The following is a 16546-nucleotide window of genomic DNA, read 5'->3' on the forward strand; positions in this document are numbered from 1 at the left end:
TTCCTGAGACGACCCCTACAAGGGCCGTAAGCCGTCACTGACTCCTGAACAAGTGGCTCTGCTGCATCAACGTCTTGAATCTGGCGACTACAAAACCAAGCGAGCATTGGCGAAGGAGTTTGGGATTTCTGCGCCAACGCTGTATCGGTATCAGTAGTAGTTCCAGCTATTTGATATTATTTGTCTATCTATTGAAAATTTTTCTGAGTAAAACAGGGTCGGCATCCTGAACTGAGCTTGCTCCAATTTTATTTGCTGCTAACCGTAAACAGGAATCGACCGATACAAACCAACTTGCCATCAAGTAGTAACTGAACCGATACTGTCGTAATGCGCCGACCCGCACGAACAATACTGGGGACTGCCTGTAACGTACCTATAAATGCTGGCCGCAGGTAATCAAAGGTCATCGTGGAGCATAAGGGCAGCTCATTATCACCACGCTGACGGGCAAGATAGGCGGCGGCGGCCACTTCACCAAAACTCGCGAGAATGCCGCCATGAAACGTGCCAATCATCGGGTTGCCGATATGCGAATCACGAAAGTCCATAAAGTACTGTATTTCTCCATGTTGCATTTCCTCACGAAAACCTAGAAAATCGACAAAAGGCTCGTCACACAATTTTAGTGGGGGTGTTTCCGCGCTCATCTGATTTACTATACTCATATCACTCGCCTCGCGCTTCATTGCTGTCAAAAGAGGGTCCCATCGTGCCGATTGCGAAAGAACCAGTGACAGTAGCCAGTAGCTCACCACTGTCTTCTGCAACCGCTCGGCCCGTGATAAAGGCCACCGTATCGGTTCTACCAATGCAATCCACTATCGCCTTTAAACCTACCGCAGAGGGAATACGTCGCAAAAAATCGACACGCAAATCAATAGTGGCAATCGGCTCTAACGACCGCAATGACGAAAAAATAGATAAGCCGCAAGTCGTATCCAGCAGCGTCACCAAAGCCCCTCGATGCAGTGAGCCTTTACGGTCAGAGAGTTGCTCAGAGAAGGGCATCGTCATCTCGGCATGACCATCGCTCACTGCACCAACACTAATATTGAACATATTGAATAAAGGGTGATTAGTACCAAAAAACGCCTTAGCCATGGTCAGGTGTGCCGTGTTATTACTGTCCATTTTTGAACTCCCGCCATTGCTGGCTGATTTTATTGCGAAAAAATTAGCGGCACGTCTCAAAGTGCAAGGGCGGCATCTGTATAATTACGTTCGGCCTGCATCACCGCCACAATGGCCTCTTCAATGGCGGCATATGGAAAGTTTGTGCTTTCCGAGGCAGACTTCAAACACATGGCTAATGCCGTCCATGCTTTTTCGCAAGCCCTCATTAACAGGGGCAGTCGATATTGCTGTACACTTGCGTCATAGTGAACCGCTTCATCAAGGAATTCAGCGTACATTTTGCGGAAGCCGCCGCCACCTGTGCCACGCTTTTCAATAATTTGGTAGGCAAATCGGGTCGTCCAGTGCCAATCGCCTGTGGCTCCCCAACGACTCAGTTCGGCCAGCCATGTTTCCAGTGCCGATATGCCACTCACAGCTAATGACTTGGCGTTGTCATGGATGACACCGGTAATCATCTCGGGGGTAATTTCGCCTTGAAACGCGGTGGGCGTGAACATATTGCCATAGTGAATAAATGGGGGCTGTGTAGAAAAACGTGCGCGGGTCAGTGCCTCTCGCGTCACCGACAAAACACTCGGACGCTCGGTATCGGTGACAAATACCGCACCTGTCTCTGGATTTCTCGACCAAGCGGCTATGGCGTGACCGGGAAAGTGCGTGCTGCTGTTGAAGTAAGGTAAATAAAAAATATCCGTCAGCAACAGGGTGGGGTGACCCGCATCCAAACATTTCTCCAGCGCGGTGGCTGCCGATTCGGGTGACTCGAAGGTTTGCCACTCAAAGGGTATACCGATACTTTCAAATACGCGCGCTTCAAACCCCAAAGACCGCACATGCACTAAAAATGGCACAGGGGCGTCAGCCATTTCCAAATAGGTCACGCCAAGCCCTGAGCCTAATCCAAAGCACATGGCCTCGGAAATATTCAGCCCATTAAACTCGAGCAAATCACGAATTGCGGAGCTGCCACAATGCCTCCCGATGGCGTGCGTGATACGGGATGGAGTCTTATAGTTGGTCACAGGTTTTTTGCCTCTTCGTGAAAATCTGGATTAAGGATGCCTCTTGTCATCATCTGCCATATCGCATCCGCGATCTGTTCAAGATTGTACTTACCATTTTCTTTATACCAAGTGGCAGCCCAGTTTATTGCTCCTAGCCCAATCAGTCTTAACAGATCTGCATCCACATCGTTTCGGATACAACCATAAGACTGCAGATCATCAAGAATTGTCTGCCAATATCGCTCGTATCTGTCTCTCTCAGCAATAATCTGCTCACGTGCGACTCCATGTACCGAGCGCCACTCAAACAACAACACATAAACCATATCGTCACCCGACATAAGGATATCGACATGTGTCTGCAGTGCCGATTGCATTTTTTTGAGTGGATCTTGAATCGCGGAAGTCGCCTCAACAATCCTGTAAATAGTTCTCTCAATAGCAAGCCGCATCATATCAACCAAAATATCGTCTTTACTACGATAGCGGTAATGCAGACTGCCTGGAAGAATACCACAAGCACTGGCAATTTCTCGCACACTGGTACGCTCAAAACCCTTTTCTCGAAACAGCTTGGCAGAAGCGGCTAATACTCTCTCGCGGTCAGCAACTTCGACTCGCGTAGATTCACTACTCAACATAGTTTGACTCATAACATTATATCAATAAGACAGGTTACTCGACTTGGTCAAGTCGAGTCGAGTCTTTCACGGTCTCTCCTGATCTATACAGCTTTTGCAATGGGGACATTAAAAACAATTCGTGACGCTTCCATAGGGTCTTGATGCTTATCATATTCAGCCAGCCAAGAATTAACCTTTTCTGGGATTTCGGTGTCGCTAGGATGGAAACCTGGCTTAAACCAGTCCAGATAGCGTGGAATAAGTCTGGTAATCAGGCCACGTGGTCCATAGAGGCGATAAAATCCCTTAGCAAGCACCAATGGCTGACCTTGTAGTTTGTCAATTTTCAACATATGCCAAAGAACTGAGCCAACCACCGCATGTACCAGTAGCGTTCCGATAATCAAAGCAGATGCGCGGGTGAAATACCCCCCACCTGCCGCTGTTTCGTAAACATCAAAGGCTACTGTTTTGTGTTCGACTTCTTCTACCCCATGCCACATGAACATGGCACGCATTGCGGGATGAGCATTCTTGAACATCTCACCCTCACCCTCCATAGCACCCTCGCCTAGTACAGCAGTAATATGTTCAAAGGCAGCTGTCATGGCCAACAGATACTTGGCGGGCAGGTGTTTTTGGGAGAGCCGAATAAATAATTTGAATCTTGCGATGACCTTTTCGACATGAATGCCTTGCGACTGCATCACCGCATTATACTGGTCATGCACAATGCCATGTTGCGCTTCTTGGCGAAAAAAGTTTTTGATATCTTCTCTCAGTTTAGGATCTGTGACCAGATCCTGATAGTTACGCACCGACTGAATAAAAAAACGCTCTCCATCGGGGAAGTGAATAGAAAGTGCATCAAAGAAGCGTGTTAACACCGGGTCACCGTCGTTCCAAAAAACTGGAACATCACTTAAATCAAACCGCGGCTTACGTGGCTGGATATTGATCATATGAGTCATGGCGAGAGTTTCCTTGTAAAGGCATCGAATGTCTGTAAACCTGCTATCACATTTGACCTTGAGCAATATTTTTCACCTTGGTCAGGCACAGCAAATATCACACAAGAATTCAACGGGTATTGGTCAAATGACCAAATGCATATTTTGAATATATATTGGTCGATTGACCAAATGTCAAGCCTGTCCTCAAAATTTGATAGAATGAGTTAACAACGCAGCAGGTGAGCCAGATCATCTTTGACATCGAATATAGCTACCAGACCTTTTGGCAGAGGTGTTTTTTTAATGTTAGTTTTTTTACATTAGAGTGTGTTGACGTTTGAAAATATTGATTGCAAATTGGAGGCAGACTCAGAGAATTAAAGCTCTCCCCATCCGAGTCCACCATGCCACGCTTTATGCTGAACGACCAACATTGAGCAAAGATTTCTCCTATGCTCAAGCAACAGGACATTGATCACAAACCAAATTTACGGCTCACCGTAGAAGCCATGCTCTACAGAATGTGGGTGAAATGTCCATGGCTAGACCTACCTCCTGACTGAGTTTGGTCAGCAGCCTAATCTCTACAAAAGATACAACGACTGGTCAGCAAAAGGTTTTTTCCAAAGCATACTCAGGGTTTTATCTACTGACTCTGATATAGAGTAGGGGTTATGGATAGCAATTACGTCAAGGCACATCAACATAATGCACGTGCTGCAACTCACGATCAGGAGGCGATTGGCTTAAGTCGAGGTAGCAAGACAAGTAAGATCCATCTTGCCGTAGATGGGTATGGATTACCCATCGTGTTTGCGATCACGGGTGGTGAATTACACAAAGCCAAAGCTGCACCTGACTTGCTCTCACAGGTATCTATCGATGCCATTCTGATTAACATCTGAATCAGCGTAATGCAAATCTAGCCTGATGTAGTTTTAAGCTACCCCATCAACGCCTGTACCGCAATCGACTCATCCGCCAACCGCAGTGGATCGACCGCCGTACCAGCCGTGATCAGCTTTTTGCTTAGCATAAACTCCTGCGGACGATTCACACAATCCGCCGCAATCAGGCGACCCGCCTGCAAATAAAACGCTGCAAAGCTACGCCTTTGCTGCACATCACCCCGAATCACGATCTGATCATACCCCTGACTGAGTCCCGCAATCTGCAACTTTAGATCATACTGATCTGACCAAAACCAAGGCAAACTCTTCGAGGTCCGCTGTAAGCCACACAAGGTCGCCGAGGCAATTTTGGCCTGTTCATTGGCGTTTGGTACCGACTCCAAGCGCATCCGCCGCTGATAAATCGGATTAAACGCATTGGCACAATCCCCGATGGCCACAATCTCTGGCGCACTGGTACGGCAATACTCATCAATCACAATACCATTGTCCACCTGCAAGCCCGCGTCCAGCGCCAACTCGATATTCGGTACAACCCCGACCCCGATGATCACCAGATCTGCATCGAACATCGAACCATCGGCACAAAGCACCGCTTGCGCCCGCCCCTCACCCGTGATCGCCGTGACCGACACACCGGTATGAATCGTCACACCCTGTTCGCGATGAATCCGCGTATAAAAGTCCGACACTTCCGGTGCAGTTACCCGCTGCAAAATCCGCTCGGCGGCTTCCAAGACCACCACCTGCATGCCCTGCTCGGTCAATGCGGCGGCTGTTTCAAGACCGATATAGCCACCACCGATCACCACTGCTTTGCCGTTGGGTTGTACAAATGGCTGGATAGCCTGTACATCGCTGATATTTCTAAGATAATGCACACCTGCCAAATCAGACCCAGCCAGCGACACCGTCCTGACTCGTGCACCGGTACACAGCGCCAACTGGTCATACGCAAGCGTACTGCCATCTTGTAGTGTCACGCTGCGCGCTGCCCGATCAATCGCAACCACCCGCCCGTGCCGAAATTCGATCTGATTTTTTTGATAAAAAGCGGCTGGCCGAATCAATAACTCATCGACCAGTTGTGCACCGCATAAAAAGGTCTTGGACAACGGCGGTCGATGATACGGCAAATACGGCTCATCGCCGATCACCACAATCTCGCCCTGCCAGCCATCTGGCCGCAGACTTGCCGCCAACTGCGCCGCAGCATGACTTGCGCCAATGATGACGATTGTTTGCATATGAATTCACTCAGTTCATGGTTGATGCACAGCATCAATTGTTGCCGACGACAGTTGCAAAATGCCTCTGTCGCCTATTTTGATACCTACGCTTTGGCAGTCAGTTTGACCATCATCTTGGCATAGCCGCGCACAAAGTTAGACTGCACCAACTCTGGCTCACCCAATACCTCAATATTGTCGAAGCGAAGCAATAACTCCTCCCACAGAATCCGCAACTGCATCTCGGCCAAGCGATTGCCCATACAGCGATGCACACCAAAGCCAAATGACAAATGATTGCGTGCACCTTTACGATCAATCAAAAACGCATCTGGCTGTTCAATCACCCGCTCGTCACGATTGCCCGAGGCATACCACATTAAGATCTTGTCGCCCTTACGGATGGTTTGGCCGTGCATCTCGATGTCTTGCTTGGCGATGCGACGCATATACGCCAGTGGGGTCTGCCAGCGAATGATCTCGGACACCATATTTGGAATCAGGCTCGGTTGGTTTTTCAGTTTGACAAACTGCTCAGGAAACAGGTTCAGCGCATATACCCCGCCGGTCATGGAGTTCCGCGTGGTGTCATTCCCACCGACAATCAGCAAGGCCAAATTGCCCAAAAACTCCATCGGACGGTGAATCAAATCCTTGGTATCGTCATTGCTCAGCATTAAGCTAATCAAATCAAATCCCATCGGCTCACCTGCCGCTTGCTGAGCCGCCTTGGCATGCCACAGCGCGGCAAACTGCTTGGCCATATCAGCGGCGGCATTAAAAAGCACATCGTTGTCGCTAATCTCACCGCCCGTGGCTTCTGCGCTGCCCGCCAACGTATCAGACCAGTACACCAGCTTGTGCCGCTGTTCATACGGAAAATCTAACAAGGTCGCCAGCATGCGTGCGGTGATTTCTTTGGACACCCGCTCCACCCAATCAAACGGCGTATCGAGCGGCAAATCATCCAAAATCTCTTGTACCCGACTGCGGATCAGCCCTTCCATTTCTTTTAAATTTTTCGGTGCGACCACACCTTGTACCGCTTGACGCTGCACATCGTGCTTAGGCGGATCCATTGCAATAAACATTTCCACATCCAGTCCGGCGGGCGGCTTGCCAATCACAATCACCGGTTCCGCCGAAAACAGCTCGTGGGATTTGTCCACGAACACAATATCGTCATAACGGGTAATCGACCAAAATGCACCGAATGGACTGCTTTTTTGGTAATGAACAGGACGCTCGTCGCGTAGCCGCTTAAAGTATGACTGCCATTGATGCTGTCGATATAAAAACGGATTGCTCATATCGATGTCTTCGAGCTTGAGCGTGGCAACATCGGGGATTGGCTTTTCTACAAAATCAGGGAACGGTTGCGCCTGTGTCACCCGTTGCTTGACCTTTTGGAACACCTGCATGCCTTTCACTTGTAAATGCATGGGTATCGGCAGCAGGGCTGAAATTTGGTTTAGTGTGGCTTGCATGTTTTTCATGATTCATTCCTCAATGATGATGCTTAACAGCTGTTGAAATCTGCCGTCACTACATTTGAAACTCAGGCAAATGCACCACCATGCCATCCATTGCATCGGACAATTGAATCTGGCACGCCAAACGAGACGACGCCGTACCTTCTGGTACCATCTCTAGCATGCGCGCCTCTTCGTCATTGGGCTGTCCTGTCGCCGCCAGCCAAGCACCGTCAACGATCACATGACAGGTTCCACAAGCACATTCGCCACCGCAATCTCCATCAATGCCGGATACGCCGTGATCGATAGCCAGTTGCATCAGCGACTTGCCCGCTTCGATGTCAAGTACGGTGGCGGTACCGTCATACTCGATCAATGTAATTTGACCCATTATTACTACTCCTGTGTGGTATACGGTTGCTGGTGACGCCGATGAAAATAGCCATCCCTCTTTACTCATAATAGACATGTATCCATACTGCTTACAGGTCTCTTGTTGACAATATAGGGTCATTAAAAGACGATTATGGCGCTGTAGCCCCATCGTCGATTGCATTTTTCTAGTCGATGTTCTTTCATACTGGTCTGTTATTGAGGTGTTTGAGCCATGTTGCATCCAAGTCTGCTGACTGGTCTCGCCAGTACAAGTGAATCTGCTAATATCCCCTGTAGCTATACCCGTCTGATTGGCCGAGAGCTGGACTTGCAGGCGCGTGACCTACCTAAACTATTAAAATTCACCACGCTGACCGCTGAACAACTGATGCGTGACGACACGATGATCACGGCCAGCCAACAGATTCAAATCTTACAAAATAGCTTGGAGTTGTCCGCATCCGATCAGTTTGGCTTGCGTTTAGGGCAGCGGCTCACGCCGTCAACACATGGCTCGATGGGCTTTTTAATCAATAGCAGCCCGAACTTATTGGCCGTGTTACAAGCGTTTCAAACTTTTTTGCCGACCCGTATGAGTTTGATTAGGCTCGAAACACACACCAATGCTGAGTGGACGACCTGCTTGATTTTCTTTGAGCAGACCTTGAGTCATGCAGTACATCGGCTACTGTCCGAAACTGTTGCGGTGATTTTTTCGGAATGTGCCGAATTTATTGTTGGACGACCGCTGACCGAGGCGGTGATTCAGTTTAGCCATCCCGCCCCCGATCATCATGCCTGTTACGCGGATTATCTTGCCGGTACCTATCAGTTTGATCAGCCACAACTGTCGATCCGAGTGCCGACCGAGTTGTGCTTGATTGCCAATGCATCCGCGCAGCACGATAGCTATCTGCTGGCGATGCAACAATGCGAAATGATCCTCAACCGGCTCAAGACCCAACAACACAGCACCACCTACCAAGTGCAAAAAGCCATGCTGTCCTATCCGCTCGGGCAACTGAGTGAAGAGGATCTGGCTGCAGCCTTGTTTATGAATAAGCGTACGCTGGCCAGACGTCTGGTCAAAGAGAACACGAGTTACCGGCTGATTCGAGATCGGATTTTATCTGAGAAAGCCAGTAGTTATTTACATGACCCTCAAATATCGGTCGAGGCAATTGCCAGCTTACTGAATTACCACGACTCTGCTAATTTTCGGCGCGCGTTTAAACGCTGGTTTGGTGTATCACCAAGTGCTTATCGGCGAAAAATCACCCATCGGCAAGAAGAAAATGACCTGAGAGAATGAGGTTGTTCGTATGATTGTTAATACGTTGAAACATCAATACGCCCTAGAAAAATACCTTAAAACGCTATGTCAGAGATGGCAATCATATGGCAGCCCTCCACTTCCAATCCGATAACCTCAACTCAACCCAACGCTTGCAACCCGCTGTGAACTCTGTAGAGGTTTTAATTCCCATTGCAGCCCATCCACCGTCAATGTCTTCAGTTAGGGGTCGTCTCAGGAAACGGAAAATATAGCACGCTAAGGATTTTCACTCCGACTTCTTTTAACGATATCCAACACGGTATTTTTGCTTAGATTGACCAGCCGACCGACTTGTCGATAAGAGTGTCCAGCAGACACCAACTCCAACACTTTAGGTGCCAGACGATCTGACTTGGTACGTTGACCAGGACGACGACCAAACACAACGCCACGCGCTTGTGCCGCTGCTACACCAGAGCGCACACGTTCACGTAGTAAATCTCCCTCAAACTCTGCTAATGCAGACATCACAGAAGCCATGAGCTTTCCCTGAGATGTGGAAAGGTCAAACTGCAAACCTGTTTGTGCCACCAGAGATACCCCGAAATGCCCAAGATTGTTGACGCTCACTTAATATTGACCAGCGATGCTCGTTGAATATTGACCAGGCATTTAAGCAATGTAGCGTACTACACTGCTGTGGATAAATCGATCAATTGCTGTTGCTTTTTCTTCACTGATCGACGGTTAAAATAACTCTCCTTTCTCTGCTTCTCGTTTCTTTATACGCTGCTTGGCTTCCTCCGTGCTTTGCTTAAAACGATAGGATTCATTACCCGTTTCGATGATATGGCAATGATGAGTCAGTCGATCCAGCAGTGCAGTCGTCAACTTAGCATCACCAAATACATTGCTCCATTCCGAGAAGCTCAAGTTCGTCGTAATGATAGGGGTCGTCTCAGGAAACGGAAAATATAGCACGCTAAGGTTTTTCAATTGCGCGCAATGGCCTAAATTTTCCACCACCTATCTTGGCTTTGCTTCGCCATAGATAATCCCCAGTTAAATTGATGTGCTCCCACCCCAGCGGTGACAGATATTGCAGCAAGGTATCATCGACTGTGCGACCATGCCCTCGTAGGGCGTTAGTCGCTCTCTCTAAATAAACCGTGTTCCACAATACAATGGCGGCGGTCACTAGATTCAAGCCACTGGCTCGATAACGCTGTTGCTCAAAGCTTCGATCTCGAATCTCACCCAATCGATAAAAGAAAACGGCGCGCGCTAATGCATTACGGGCTTCACCTTTATTTAATCCAGCTTGAACCCGACGGCGTAGTTCTACGCTTTGCAACCAATCCAAGATAAACAGTGTGCGCTCAATACGCCCCAGCTCTCGTAATGCCAATGCCAAACCATTCTGTCGTGGATAACTACCGAGTTTACGTAGCATTAGCGACGCTGTGACAGTCCCTTGCTTGATTGATGCGGCCAGACGCAAAATATCGTCCCAATGAGTACGAATCTGTTTGATATTCAGTGTGCCGCCAATCATGGGTTTAAGTGCGGCATAGTCTATGTCTGACTTTGGAATATAGAGTTTCGTATCGCCCAGATCACGAATTCGTGGTGCAAATCGAAACCCTAGCATGTGCATGAGTGCAAAAACATGGTCGGTGAATCCAGCCGTATCGGTGTAGTGTTCCTCGATGCGTAAATCAGACTCGTGATACAGCAGCCCATCAAGAACATAGGTTGAATCACGAACGCCCACATTGATCAGCTTACTGCTAAATGGTGCGTATTGATCAGAAATGTGTGTATAAAATAACCTTCCAGGCTCTGCGCCATATTTTGGATTGATATGTCCTGTACTTTCAGCTCTGCCACCTGCGCGGAAGCGTTGGCCATCTGATGAGGAGGTAGTGCCATCTCCCCAGTTTTCAGCGAAAGGTTGTTTCAATTGAGCATTCACCAATTCGGCCAATGCCGTTGAATAAGTTTCATCACGGATATGCCAAGCCTGTAGCCATGAGAGTTTGGCATAAGTTGTACCAGGACATGATTCGGCCATTTTCGTCAGCCCTAAATTAATTGCATCAGCCAGTATGGTCGTGAGCAATAACGCTTTATCCTTCGCAGTGTCATCCGTTTTCAAATGAGTGAAGTGTCGAGTAAAGCCTGTCCATTCATCGACCTCCATTAATAATTCGGTGATCTTGATATGTGGTAACAGCATTGCTGTTTGGTCAATTAAAGTTTGGGCTGTATCAGGAGCCACGGCATCGAGAGGTGTTATTTTTAGACCAGATTGATTGATCATCGCATCAGGCAAATCGTTGGTCGCTGCCATGCGATTAATGATTGCTAATTTCTGCTCCAATAGTGAAAGGCGACTTTGCAAATATAGATCACAATCAGTAGTAATGGTTAGAGGTAACTCATTGGACTGTTTTAGCTGATTAAATTTATCAGCAGTCACTAAATACTCATCGAAGTCTTTGAATTGGCGAGAGCCTTGTACCCAGAGATCCCCAGCCCGTAGCGATTTTTTAAGTTCAGATAACACACATATTTCGTAATAGCGGCGATCAATACCATCATCGGTAAAGACTAGTCTTGCCCACCGTTTTTTGATAAACGCTATTGGAGCATTAGAGGGGATTTTTCGTGTATTATCAACATTCATGCTGCGGAGCAACTCTACAGCGGCAAGCATATCTTTTGCTGCTGGGGCAGCACGCAATTTAAGTATGGCAAGAAGTTCTGGCGCGTAACGGCGTAAAGTTGCATAGCTCTCGCCAATTCGTGGTAAAAAATCAAAGTCTTCGGGTTGCGCCAGTTTTTCTGCCTCAGTAATACTTGCTGCAAAAGCATCCCATGAAATAACAGTTTCGATGGCGGCAAACGGATCACTGCCATTTTGCTTGGCATCTAGCAAGGCTTTCCCGATAAGCCCATACAAACGCACTTTGTCGTTGATCGCTTTACCTGATGATTGAAATTGTTGCTGGTGTTTATTTTTTGCGATAGCAAATAGCTTTCCAATAATGCGATCATGCAGGTCAATAATTTCGTCGGTGATCGTGGCCATACTCTCCACAACGATTGCTACCAAAGTGGCATATCGACGTTGAGATTCAAATCTGGCCAAATCAGCAGGAGTCATTTGCCCACCTTCGCGAGCAATTTTCAGTAAGCGATTTTGATGAACGTGTTTTCCAATGTCTTCAGGTAGATCGATGGCTTGTAAGCACTTCAGCCGCTCAATGTGCTCAAGCATGTACTTTGAGTTTGGTTTAGCTGGTGACTGTCTAAGCCACCCCAATATTGTCAGTTTGCTGCCCTCTTTACGGTTCAGCAAAGCATCTATATTTTGACGATGAGTTTCTGAAAGTGAGCTCGTCAAAGCAGTATAAATTATGCGGTTGGCAGATGTGATTGCTTCTGCGCAAATACTATCAATTGCATTTATAGCTGGCAAAAGGACTGATTTTTGTCGTAAATTTTCAACGAGAGTTGTGGCTAAAATAAGACCTTTATCTGTCTGAAGGGACAAATCCACCATCATATTGACCGATTGCCGATAGTCACTCAAGGTGAATAGTTTGAACCCAAAAACTTTTTTCAATTCGGCAATATGTTCTCGTCTTGTTTGCTCGCGCTGACCATAATCATTCCAGCAGTCCACTGATATACTAAGTTGAGCAGCCATCATGAAAAGTAAGGGTTTGAATGGTTCGTCGTTAATACCCAATATCACTCCAGGGTAACGCATGTAGCAAAGTTGAATTGCAAAGCCTAGCTTGTTGGATGCCCCTCGATGTTGATGGACTATGGATTTATCAGAATCACTCAGAGTGTAATGCTGAAGCATAAAAGCTCTATCATCTGGAATTTCGAACAGGCTTCCCAATTCCGTGGACGACAAAATAGAATGGCGCGGCATGGCTCATTAGTCCCAAATAAACTAAACTATTAAAGGTACATTATTTTGTACCGCCACGCTTAGCTTTGCGCTGCAATTTCGCAAGGAGGTTCAATTGGGACAGAATGCGGCCATTTATTGCCGAGTATCAACGAACGATCAGTCCTGCGAACGACAGGAATATGACCTACGTGCCTACGCCAATCGTTGCGGCTACGATGTTGTCGGTGTTTGGAAAGAAACTGCATCAGGCAGTAAGGATGAGAGATTGCAAAGAAAATACTTGATGACCATGGCGCAATCTCGTGAAATCGATGCCATCTTGGTGACGGAATTGACACGCTGGGGCAGAAGCACCGTGGATCTCGTACAGTCATTACAAGATCTTGGGCATTTCGGGGTATCTCTGGTGGCACAAACAGGTTTGCAGTTTGACCTTTCCACATCTCAGGGAAAGCTCATGGCTTCTGTGATGTCTGCATTAGCAGAGTTTGAGGGAGATTTACTACGTGAACGTGTGCGCTCTGGTGTAGCAGCGGCACAAGCGCGGGGCGTTGTGTTTGGTCGTCGTCCTGGTCAACGTACCAAGTCAGATCGTCTGGCACCTAAAGTGTTGGAGTTGGTGTCTGCTGGACACTCTTATCGACAAGTCGGTCGGCTGGTCAATCTAAGCAAAAATACCGTGTTGGATATCGTTAAAAGAAGTCGGAGTGAAAATCCTTAGCGTGCTATATTTTCCGTTTCCTGAGACGACCCCCTTATGAAAGGATTATAAAACGTATAACATTAAACAACACTCTTGGTCTCGAATTTCAAAAAATTATTAAAAGCTCTGATTTGGCAATACGTCAACCGAAAAAAAATATAGAATATGATGTGATTCATGATGGAGGAGGTTTAAAACCACTAACGGATAACCAGCAAAAGATTTTTATAGAATATTTAGAACGTTTTGGGAATAGACAATTACAATTGATATGTCTAATTTCACTTTTAACAGGTGCAAGAATACAAACTATTGGTACTTTAAAAGTATATCATTTAAAGCAACTTATTAAAAAAATTAAAGAAAATCAGATCAACAATACATATATATTACAAGCCGGGGCAAATACTGGAGTAGATACAAAATTCAACAAATCATTAAATTTATACTTCCCCAAAAACCTAATATTTTCATTAGATAACTATATAAACTCTAAAACTTGGCATAAACGTGCATTAAAAAGTTTTTATGGAACAACAGATGAAAATTATGTTTTTATAACAAAGTCAGGTCTACCCTACTACACTAGCAAAGAAGAAATTTTAGAGATAAAAAATACTCAAAATCAAAAAATAGTAATAAGAAATGGTGAGGCCATTAGGAAAAATTTAGATGAATTGGTAAAAAAGATAAAAGAAGAACACCATGATTTTAGGGCTTTTAAATTTCACGATTTAAGGGCAACTTTTGGAATGAATTATTTAAAACTATTGCTTAAAAGAAATCTCAACAAGGATCAATGCTTACTATTACTAAAAGAAGCTATGGGTCACAACAATATATCAACGACTTTAAATTATTTGAATTATCAAGAAATAATTGATCAATTTAGTACAGCACAGGAAGATTTAGAAAATAAAATATTTGGGAGTATGCTTAATGACTGAAATTCTTAAATTATATACAAAACGTAAAATTGAATTTATCTTATTAAATGATAAAGGAAGTATAGATAAAATTCTAAAAATTAAAGACAAAAGCATACCCAATCTAATTTGCACAATAAAAAAAAATGATAGACTACTTCATTTGGATTTTGGTTCTTGGTGCTATACCCACACTAAATTTGACCGAAAAAATATTACAGAAGATTATGGCTGCTTGGTTAAATTAAAGAGTTTAAAAAAGGATAGAATCAGAGGTGTTAAAAATATAATAAATGATATTTTTAACAAGAATTTAGCTTATACTTCAATTTATAGTCTCTACAAAACCATAAGCAGTATAATAAAATTTATTAATAAAAATTTTGAAAAACATGATTTAAGCAATCTAAAAGATGCTGAAGAAATATATATAGGTTACTCCAAAAAGCTAATAGCCGACATTGAAATTAAAAAGAATGAACTTGGAAAAACTGTCTCTACTGAAGCATTTAAAAATCAGCAATCACAACTTGCAAAATTTTTATCATATTGTACCCAGATTGACATCAATCATTTTTATTCATTAATAAGAATGATTGAATCATATAGAGTTAAAAATATTGAAATTAAAAAAAATATAGATGAGAGCATAACTAATAAAATTAAAATATTATTAAAAATTTTCAACACACTATCAGATCATATCTTAAACAACAAGGAACTTCCTTGCATGATAGATTTAAATGAATACAACTTAAAAAAGGTCTATATTGATCTCAATTTAATAAACAAAGCCAATGATTTTTATTTAGAAACCATGTATGAACAAGATAAAATAGTTACACTTGATGAGTTTGAAACGAAGTTAAACTTAAAAACAAAAGACAAATATGAAAAGCAAAAATACATAACACAGTATAAAAGAAAAATAAAAAGAATCAATTACTTAAATACACTAAATTTTAAAGATTGTGAAATAAAAATAATTATGACAAATTTCTGCATTATATGTTTTGCAAAATTATTAATATCTGTTTCAGGTGCAAATGAATCAACGATTTATAAGTTAAAAATAGATGCCTTTGAAACAATTTCCAATGAAAAAGGCAAAAGAGCCTATGGAATAAAAAATAGATCCAATTCAAAAAAAGTTAATATTGAGTTTGGATTAAAATTTAAACATTTATTTAAAAAATACATTTTACTTAGAGAAAAAATAAACAATATTTATAAAGATGATATTTCGGATTACCATAAATCTCTACTATTTATAAAATTACCCATAAAAAGATTCTTAAGTATAAATAAAATAACTGAAATAGATAGTGTGTTATTTGATAAATTTAACGAAAAGTATAAAAGTATCTTTAAAGTTACAACAGCAACAAACAGAGAATTAAGAAAAAATGTTGCTAATAATTATTTAAATTCCACTAATAGTCTAATTCTAACTTCTGTCAAACTAGGTAATACACCAAAAATATTAGATAAGTTTTACTCTGATGCCAGTTTCAAAGAAATGGCCTATCAAATCACTGATTATTTTGATCATTTTGAAAAAAATATAATTCTAAAAGGAAGGAATAATGACAACATAATACCAGTAAAATTTAAAAGTAAACACACCAAAAATACTGTAATTGGGAATTGCTCCACCCATCTCCCCCAATTAATCTCTGGTTTTAACAAAGAAATAACAACTTTAGAATGCAAAAACCCAAAAAGTTGTTTATTTTGTGAAAGTTATGTTATTTTTTTAAACGAAGAAGACTTAAGAAAATTAATATCTTTAAAATTTATTTTAGAATTCAACAATCAAATAAAAGAAGAAAAAATAAGGATCATTTACAGAATTGATGAAATTTTGAATTTTATTATAGAAAACAATCACAATCTGAAAGAAACAATTATCAAAATTACAGAAGAAGTTAATGAAGGATTTTTGGATGAATATTGGAACAACCATTTAAACATGTTAATTGAAATGGAGTCAATATAAT

At 43.6% G+C, this 16546-nt stretch carries 15 protein-coding genes and 2 pseudogenes; 6 read left to right on the forward strand and 11 right to left on the reverse strand.

All coding sequences use genetic code 11. From position 1 onward, the window contains the following. Positions 1 to 34: 34 nt before the first annotated feature. Positions 35 to 157 (forward strand): annotated as a pseudogene (locus F933_RS17090) (helix-turn-helix domain-containing protein); the annotation flags it as partial. 91 nt (positions 158 to 248) lie between these two features. Here F933_RS17090 and F933_RS15300 read toward each other — a convergent pair. The 5 genes from F933_RS15300 to F933_RS15320 all read right to left on the reverse strand — a co-directional run bounded on the left by F933_RS15300 (position 249) and on the right by F933_RS15320 (position 3738). Then, positions 249 to 668 carry a PaaI family thioesterase gene (locus tag F933_RS15300; RefSeq protein ID WP_000029507.1) on the reverse strand — a complete coding sequence of 140 codons (420 nt, stop codon included), beginning with the start codon at positions 666 to 668 and terminating at the stop codon, positions 249 to 251. Position 669: 1 nt separating this feature from the next. Continuing rightward, positions 670 to 1134, reverse strand: coding sequence for a PaaI family thioesterase (locus tag F933_RS15305; protein WP_000378064.1), 465 nt, complete (start codon positions 1132 to 1134; stop codon positions 670 to 672). Positions 1135 to 1190: 56 nt separating this feature from the next. Continuing rightward, on the reverse strand, positions 1191 to 2162 hold the full coding sequence (locus tag F933_RS15310; RefSeq protein WP_000186299.1) for a BtrH N-terminal domain-containing protein: 972 nt from the start codon (positions 2160 to 2162) through the stop codon (positions 1191 to 1193). Next, a complete protein-coding gene (locus F933_RS15315; RefSeq protein WP_000952904.1) occupies positions 2159 to 2785 on the reverse strand; it encodes a TetR/AcrR family transcriptional regulator in 627 nt (208 codons plus the stop codon). The genes F933_RS15310 and F933_RS15315 overlap by 4 nt, the downstream gene beginning before the upstream one ends. 83 nt (positions 2786 to 2868) lie before the next feature. After that, positions 2869 to 3738 (reverse strand): metal-dependent hydrolase, encoded by an 870-nt coding sequence (locus tag F933_RS15320; RefSeq protein ID WP_000149466.1) that lies wholly within the window; start codon positions 3736 to 3738, stop codon positions 2869 to 2871. Positions 3739 to 4394: 656 nt separating this feature from the next. Here F933_RS15320 and F933_RS15330 point away from each other — a divergent pair. Then, positions 4395 to 4625 (forward strand): IS5 family transposase, encoded by a 231-nt coding sequence (locus F933_RS15330; protein WP_004656998.1) that lies wholly within the window; start codon positions 4395 to 4397, stop codon positions 4623 to 4625. A 38-nt stretch (positions 4626 to 4663) separates the two neighbouring features. Here the strand turns inward: F933_RS15330 and F933_RS15335 are convergent, their stop codons facing one another. The 3 genes from F933_RS15335 to F933_RS15345 form a co-directional block, all read right to left on the reverse strand. Further along, entirely contained in the window at positions 4664 to 5878 is a 1215-nt protein-coding gene (locus F933_RS15335) for an NAD(P)/FAD-dependent oxidoreductase (RefSeq protein ID WP_001193555.1), read from the reverse strand. 86 nt (positions 5879 to 5964) lie between these two features. Then, positions 5965 to 7347 carry a cytochrome P450 gene (locus F933_RS15340; protein ID WP_009516417.1) on the reverse strand — a complete coding sequence of 461 codons (1383 nt, stop codon included), beginning with the start codon at positions 7345 to 7347 and terminating at the stop codon, positions 5965 to 5967. Positions 7348 to 7405: 58 nt separating this feature from the next. Further along, the gene (locus tag F933_RS15345) at positions 7406 to 7726 is read right to left on the reverse strand and encodes a 2Fe-2S iron-sulfur cluster-binding protein (protein ID WP_004658513.1); all 321 of its coding nucleotides are present in this window, start codon (positions 7724 to 7726) and stop codon (positions 7406 to 7408) included. Between the two features lie 216 nt (positions 7727 to 7942). Between F933_RS15345 and F933_RS15350 the strand changes: the two genes are divergently transcribed. Next, on the forward strand, positions 7943 to 9022 hold the full coding sequence (locus tag F933_RS15350; protein ID WP_004658508.1) for a transcriptional regulator CypR: 1080 nt from the start codon (positions 7943 to 7945) through the stop codon (positions 9020 to 9022). Between the two features lie 240 nt (positions 9023 to 9262). Here F933_RS15350 and F933_RS15355 read toward each other — a convergent pair whose 3' ends face one another. From F933_RS15355 to F933_RS15365, 3 genes and pseudogenes are all read right to left on the reverse strand, one after another. Continuing rightward, the gene (locus F933_RS15355) at positions 9263 to 9616 is read right to left on the reverse strand and encodes a recombinase family protein (protein WP_009516421.1); all 354 of its coding nucleotides are present in this window, start codon (positions 9614 to 9616) and stop codon (positions 9263 to 9265) included. Positions 9617 to 9733: 117 nt separating this feature from the next. Continuing rightward, positions 9734 to 9952, reverse strand: a pseudogene (locus tag F933_RS15360) (ATP-binding protein); the annotation flags it as partial. A 16-nt stretch (positions 9953 to 9968) separates the two neighbouring features. Then, positions 9969 to 12935, reverse strand: coding sequence for a Tn3-like element ISAcsp1 family transposase (locus tag F933_RS15365; protein WP_005062678.1), 2967 nt, complete (start codon positions 12933 to 12935; stop codon positions 9969 to 9971). Between the two features lie 94 nt (positions 12936 to 13029). Here F933_RS15365 and F933_RS15370 point away from each other — a divergent pair, with 94 nt between their 5' ends. From F933_RS15370 to F933_RS15380, 3 genes are all read left to right on the forward strand, one after another. Next, positions 13030 to 13638 (forward strand): recombinase family protein, encoded by a 609-nt coding sequence (locus F933_RS15370; RefSeq protein ID WP_004726718.1) that lies wholly within the window; start codon positions 13030 to 13032, stop codon positions 13636 to 13638. A 113-nt stretch (positions 13639 to 13751) separates the two neighbouring features. Then, positions 13752 to 14567 carry a site-specific integrase gene (locus F933_RS15375; protein WP_005062681.1) on the forward strand — a complete coding sequence of 272 codons (816 nt, stop codon included), beginning with the start codon at positions 13752 to 13754 and terminating at the stop codon, positions 14565 to 14567. Further along, on the forward strand, positions 14560 to 16545 hold the full coding sequence (locus F933_RS15380; RefSeq protein ID WP_005062683.1) for a hypothetical protein: 1986 nt from the start codon (positions 14560 to 14562) through the stop codon (positions 16543 to 16545). The genes F933_RS15375 and F933_RS15380 overlap by 8 nt, the downstream gene beginning before the upstream one ends. Position 16546: the final 1 nt, after the last annotated feature.

Source organism: Acinetobacter beijerinckii CIP 110307, from assembly GCF_000369005.1.
GTDB classification, from domain to species: domain Bacteria; phylum Pseudomonadota; class Gammaproteobacteria; order Pseudomonadales; family Moraxellaceae; genus Acinetobacter; species Acinetobacter beijerinckii.

Bases quoted from the DNA above. Each gene is read 5' to 3' on its own strand.
- F933_RS15300 (WP_000029507.1), bottom strand. From the start codon at position 668: ATGAGTATAGTAAATCAGATGAGCGCGGAAACACCCCCACTAAAATTG.
- F933_RS15305 (WP_000378064.1), bottom strand. From the start codon at position 1,134: ATGGACAGTAATAACACGGCACACCTGACCATGGCTAAGGCGTTTTTT.
- F933_RS15315 (WP_000952904.1), bottom strand. From the start codon at position 2,785: ATGTTGAGTAGTGAATCTACGCGAGTCGAAGTTGCTGACCGCGAGAGA.
- F933_RS15320 (WP_000149466.1), bottom strand. From the start codon at position 3,738: ATGACTCATATGATCAATATCCAGCCACGTAAGCCGCGGTTTGATTTA.
- F933_RS15330 (WP_004656998.1), top strand. From the start codon at position 4,395: ATGGATAGCAATTACGTCAAGGCACATCAACATAATGCACGTGCTGCA.
- F933_RS15335 (WP_001193555.1), bottom strand. From the start codon at position 5,878: ATGCAAACAATCGTCATCATTGGCGCAAGTCATGCTGCGGCGCAGTTG.
- F933_RS15340 (WP_009516417.1), bottom strand. From the start codon at position 7,347: ATGCAAGCCACACTAAACCAAATTTCAGCCCTGCTGCCGATACCCATG.
- F933_RS15345 (WP_004658513.1), bottom strand. From the start codon at position 7,726: ATGGGTCAAATTACATTGATCGAGTATGACGGTACCGCCACCGTACTT.
- F933_RS15350 (WP_004658508.1), top strand. From the start codon at position 7,943: ATGTTGCATCCAAGTCTGCTGACTGGTCTCGCCAGTACAAGTGAATCT.
- F933_RS15365 (WP_005062678.1), bottom strand. From the start codon at position 12,935: ATGCCGCGCCATTCTATTTTGTCGTCCACGGAATTGGGAAGCCTGTTC.
- F933_RS15380 (WP_005062683.1), top strand. From the start codon at position 14,560: ATGACTGAAATTCTTAAATTATATACAAAACGTAAAATTGAATTTATC.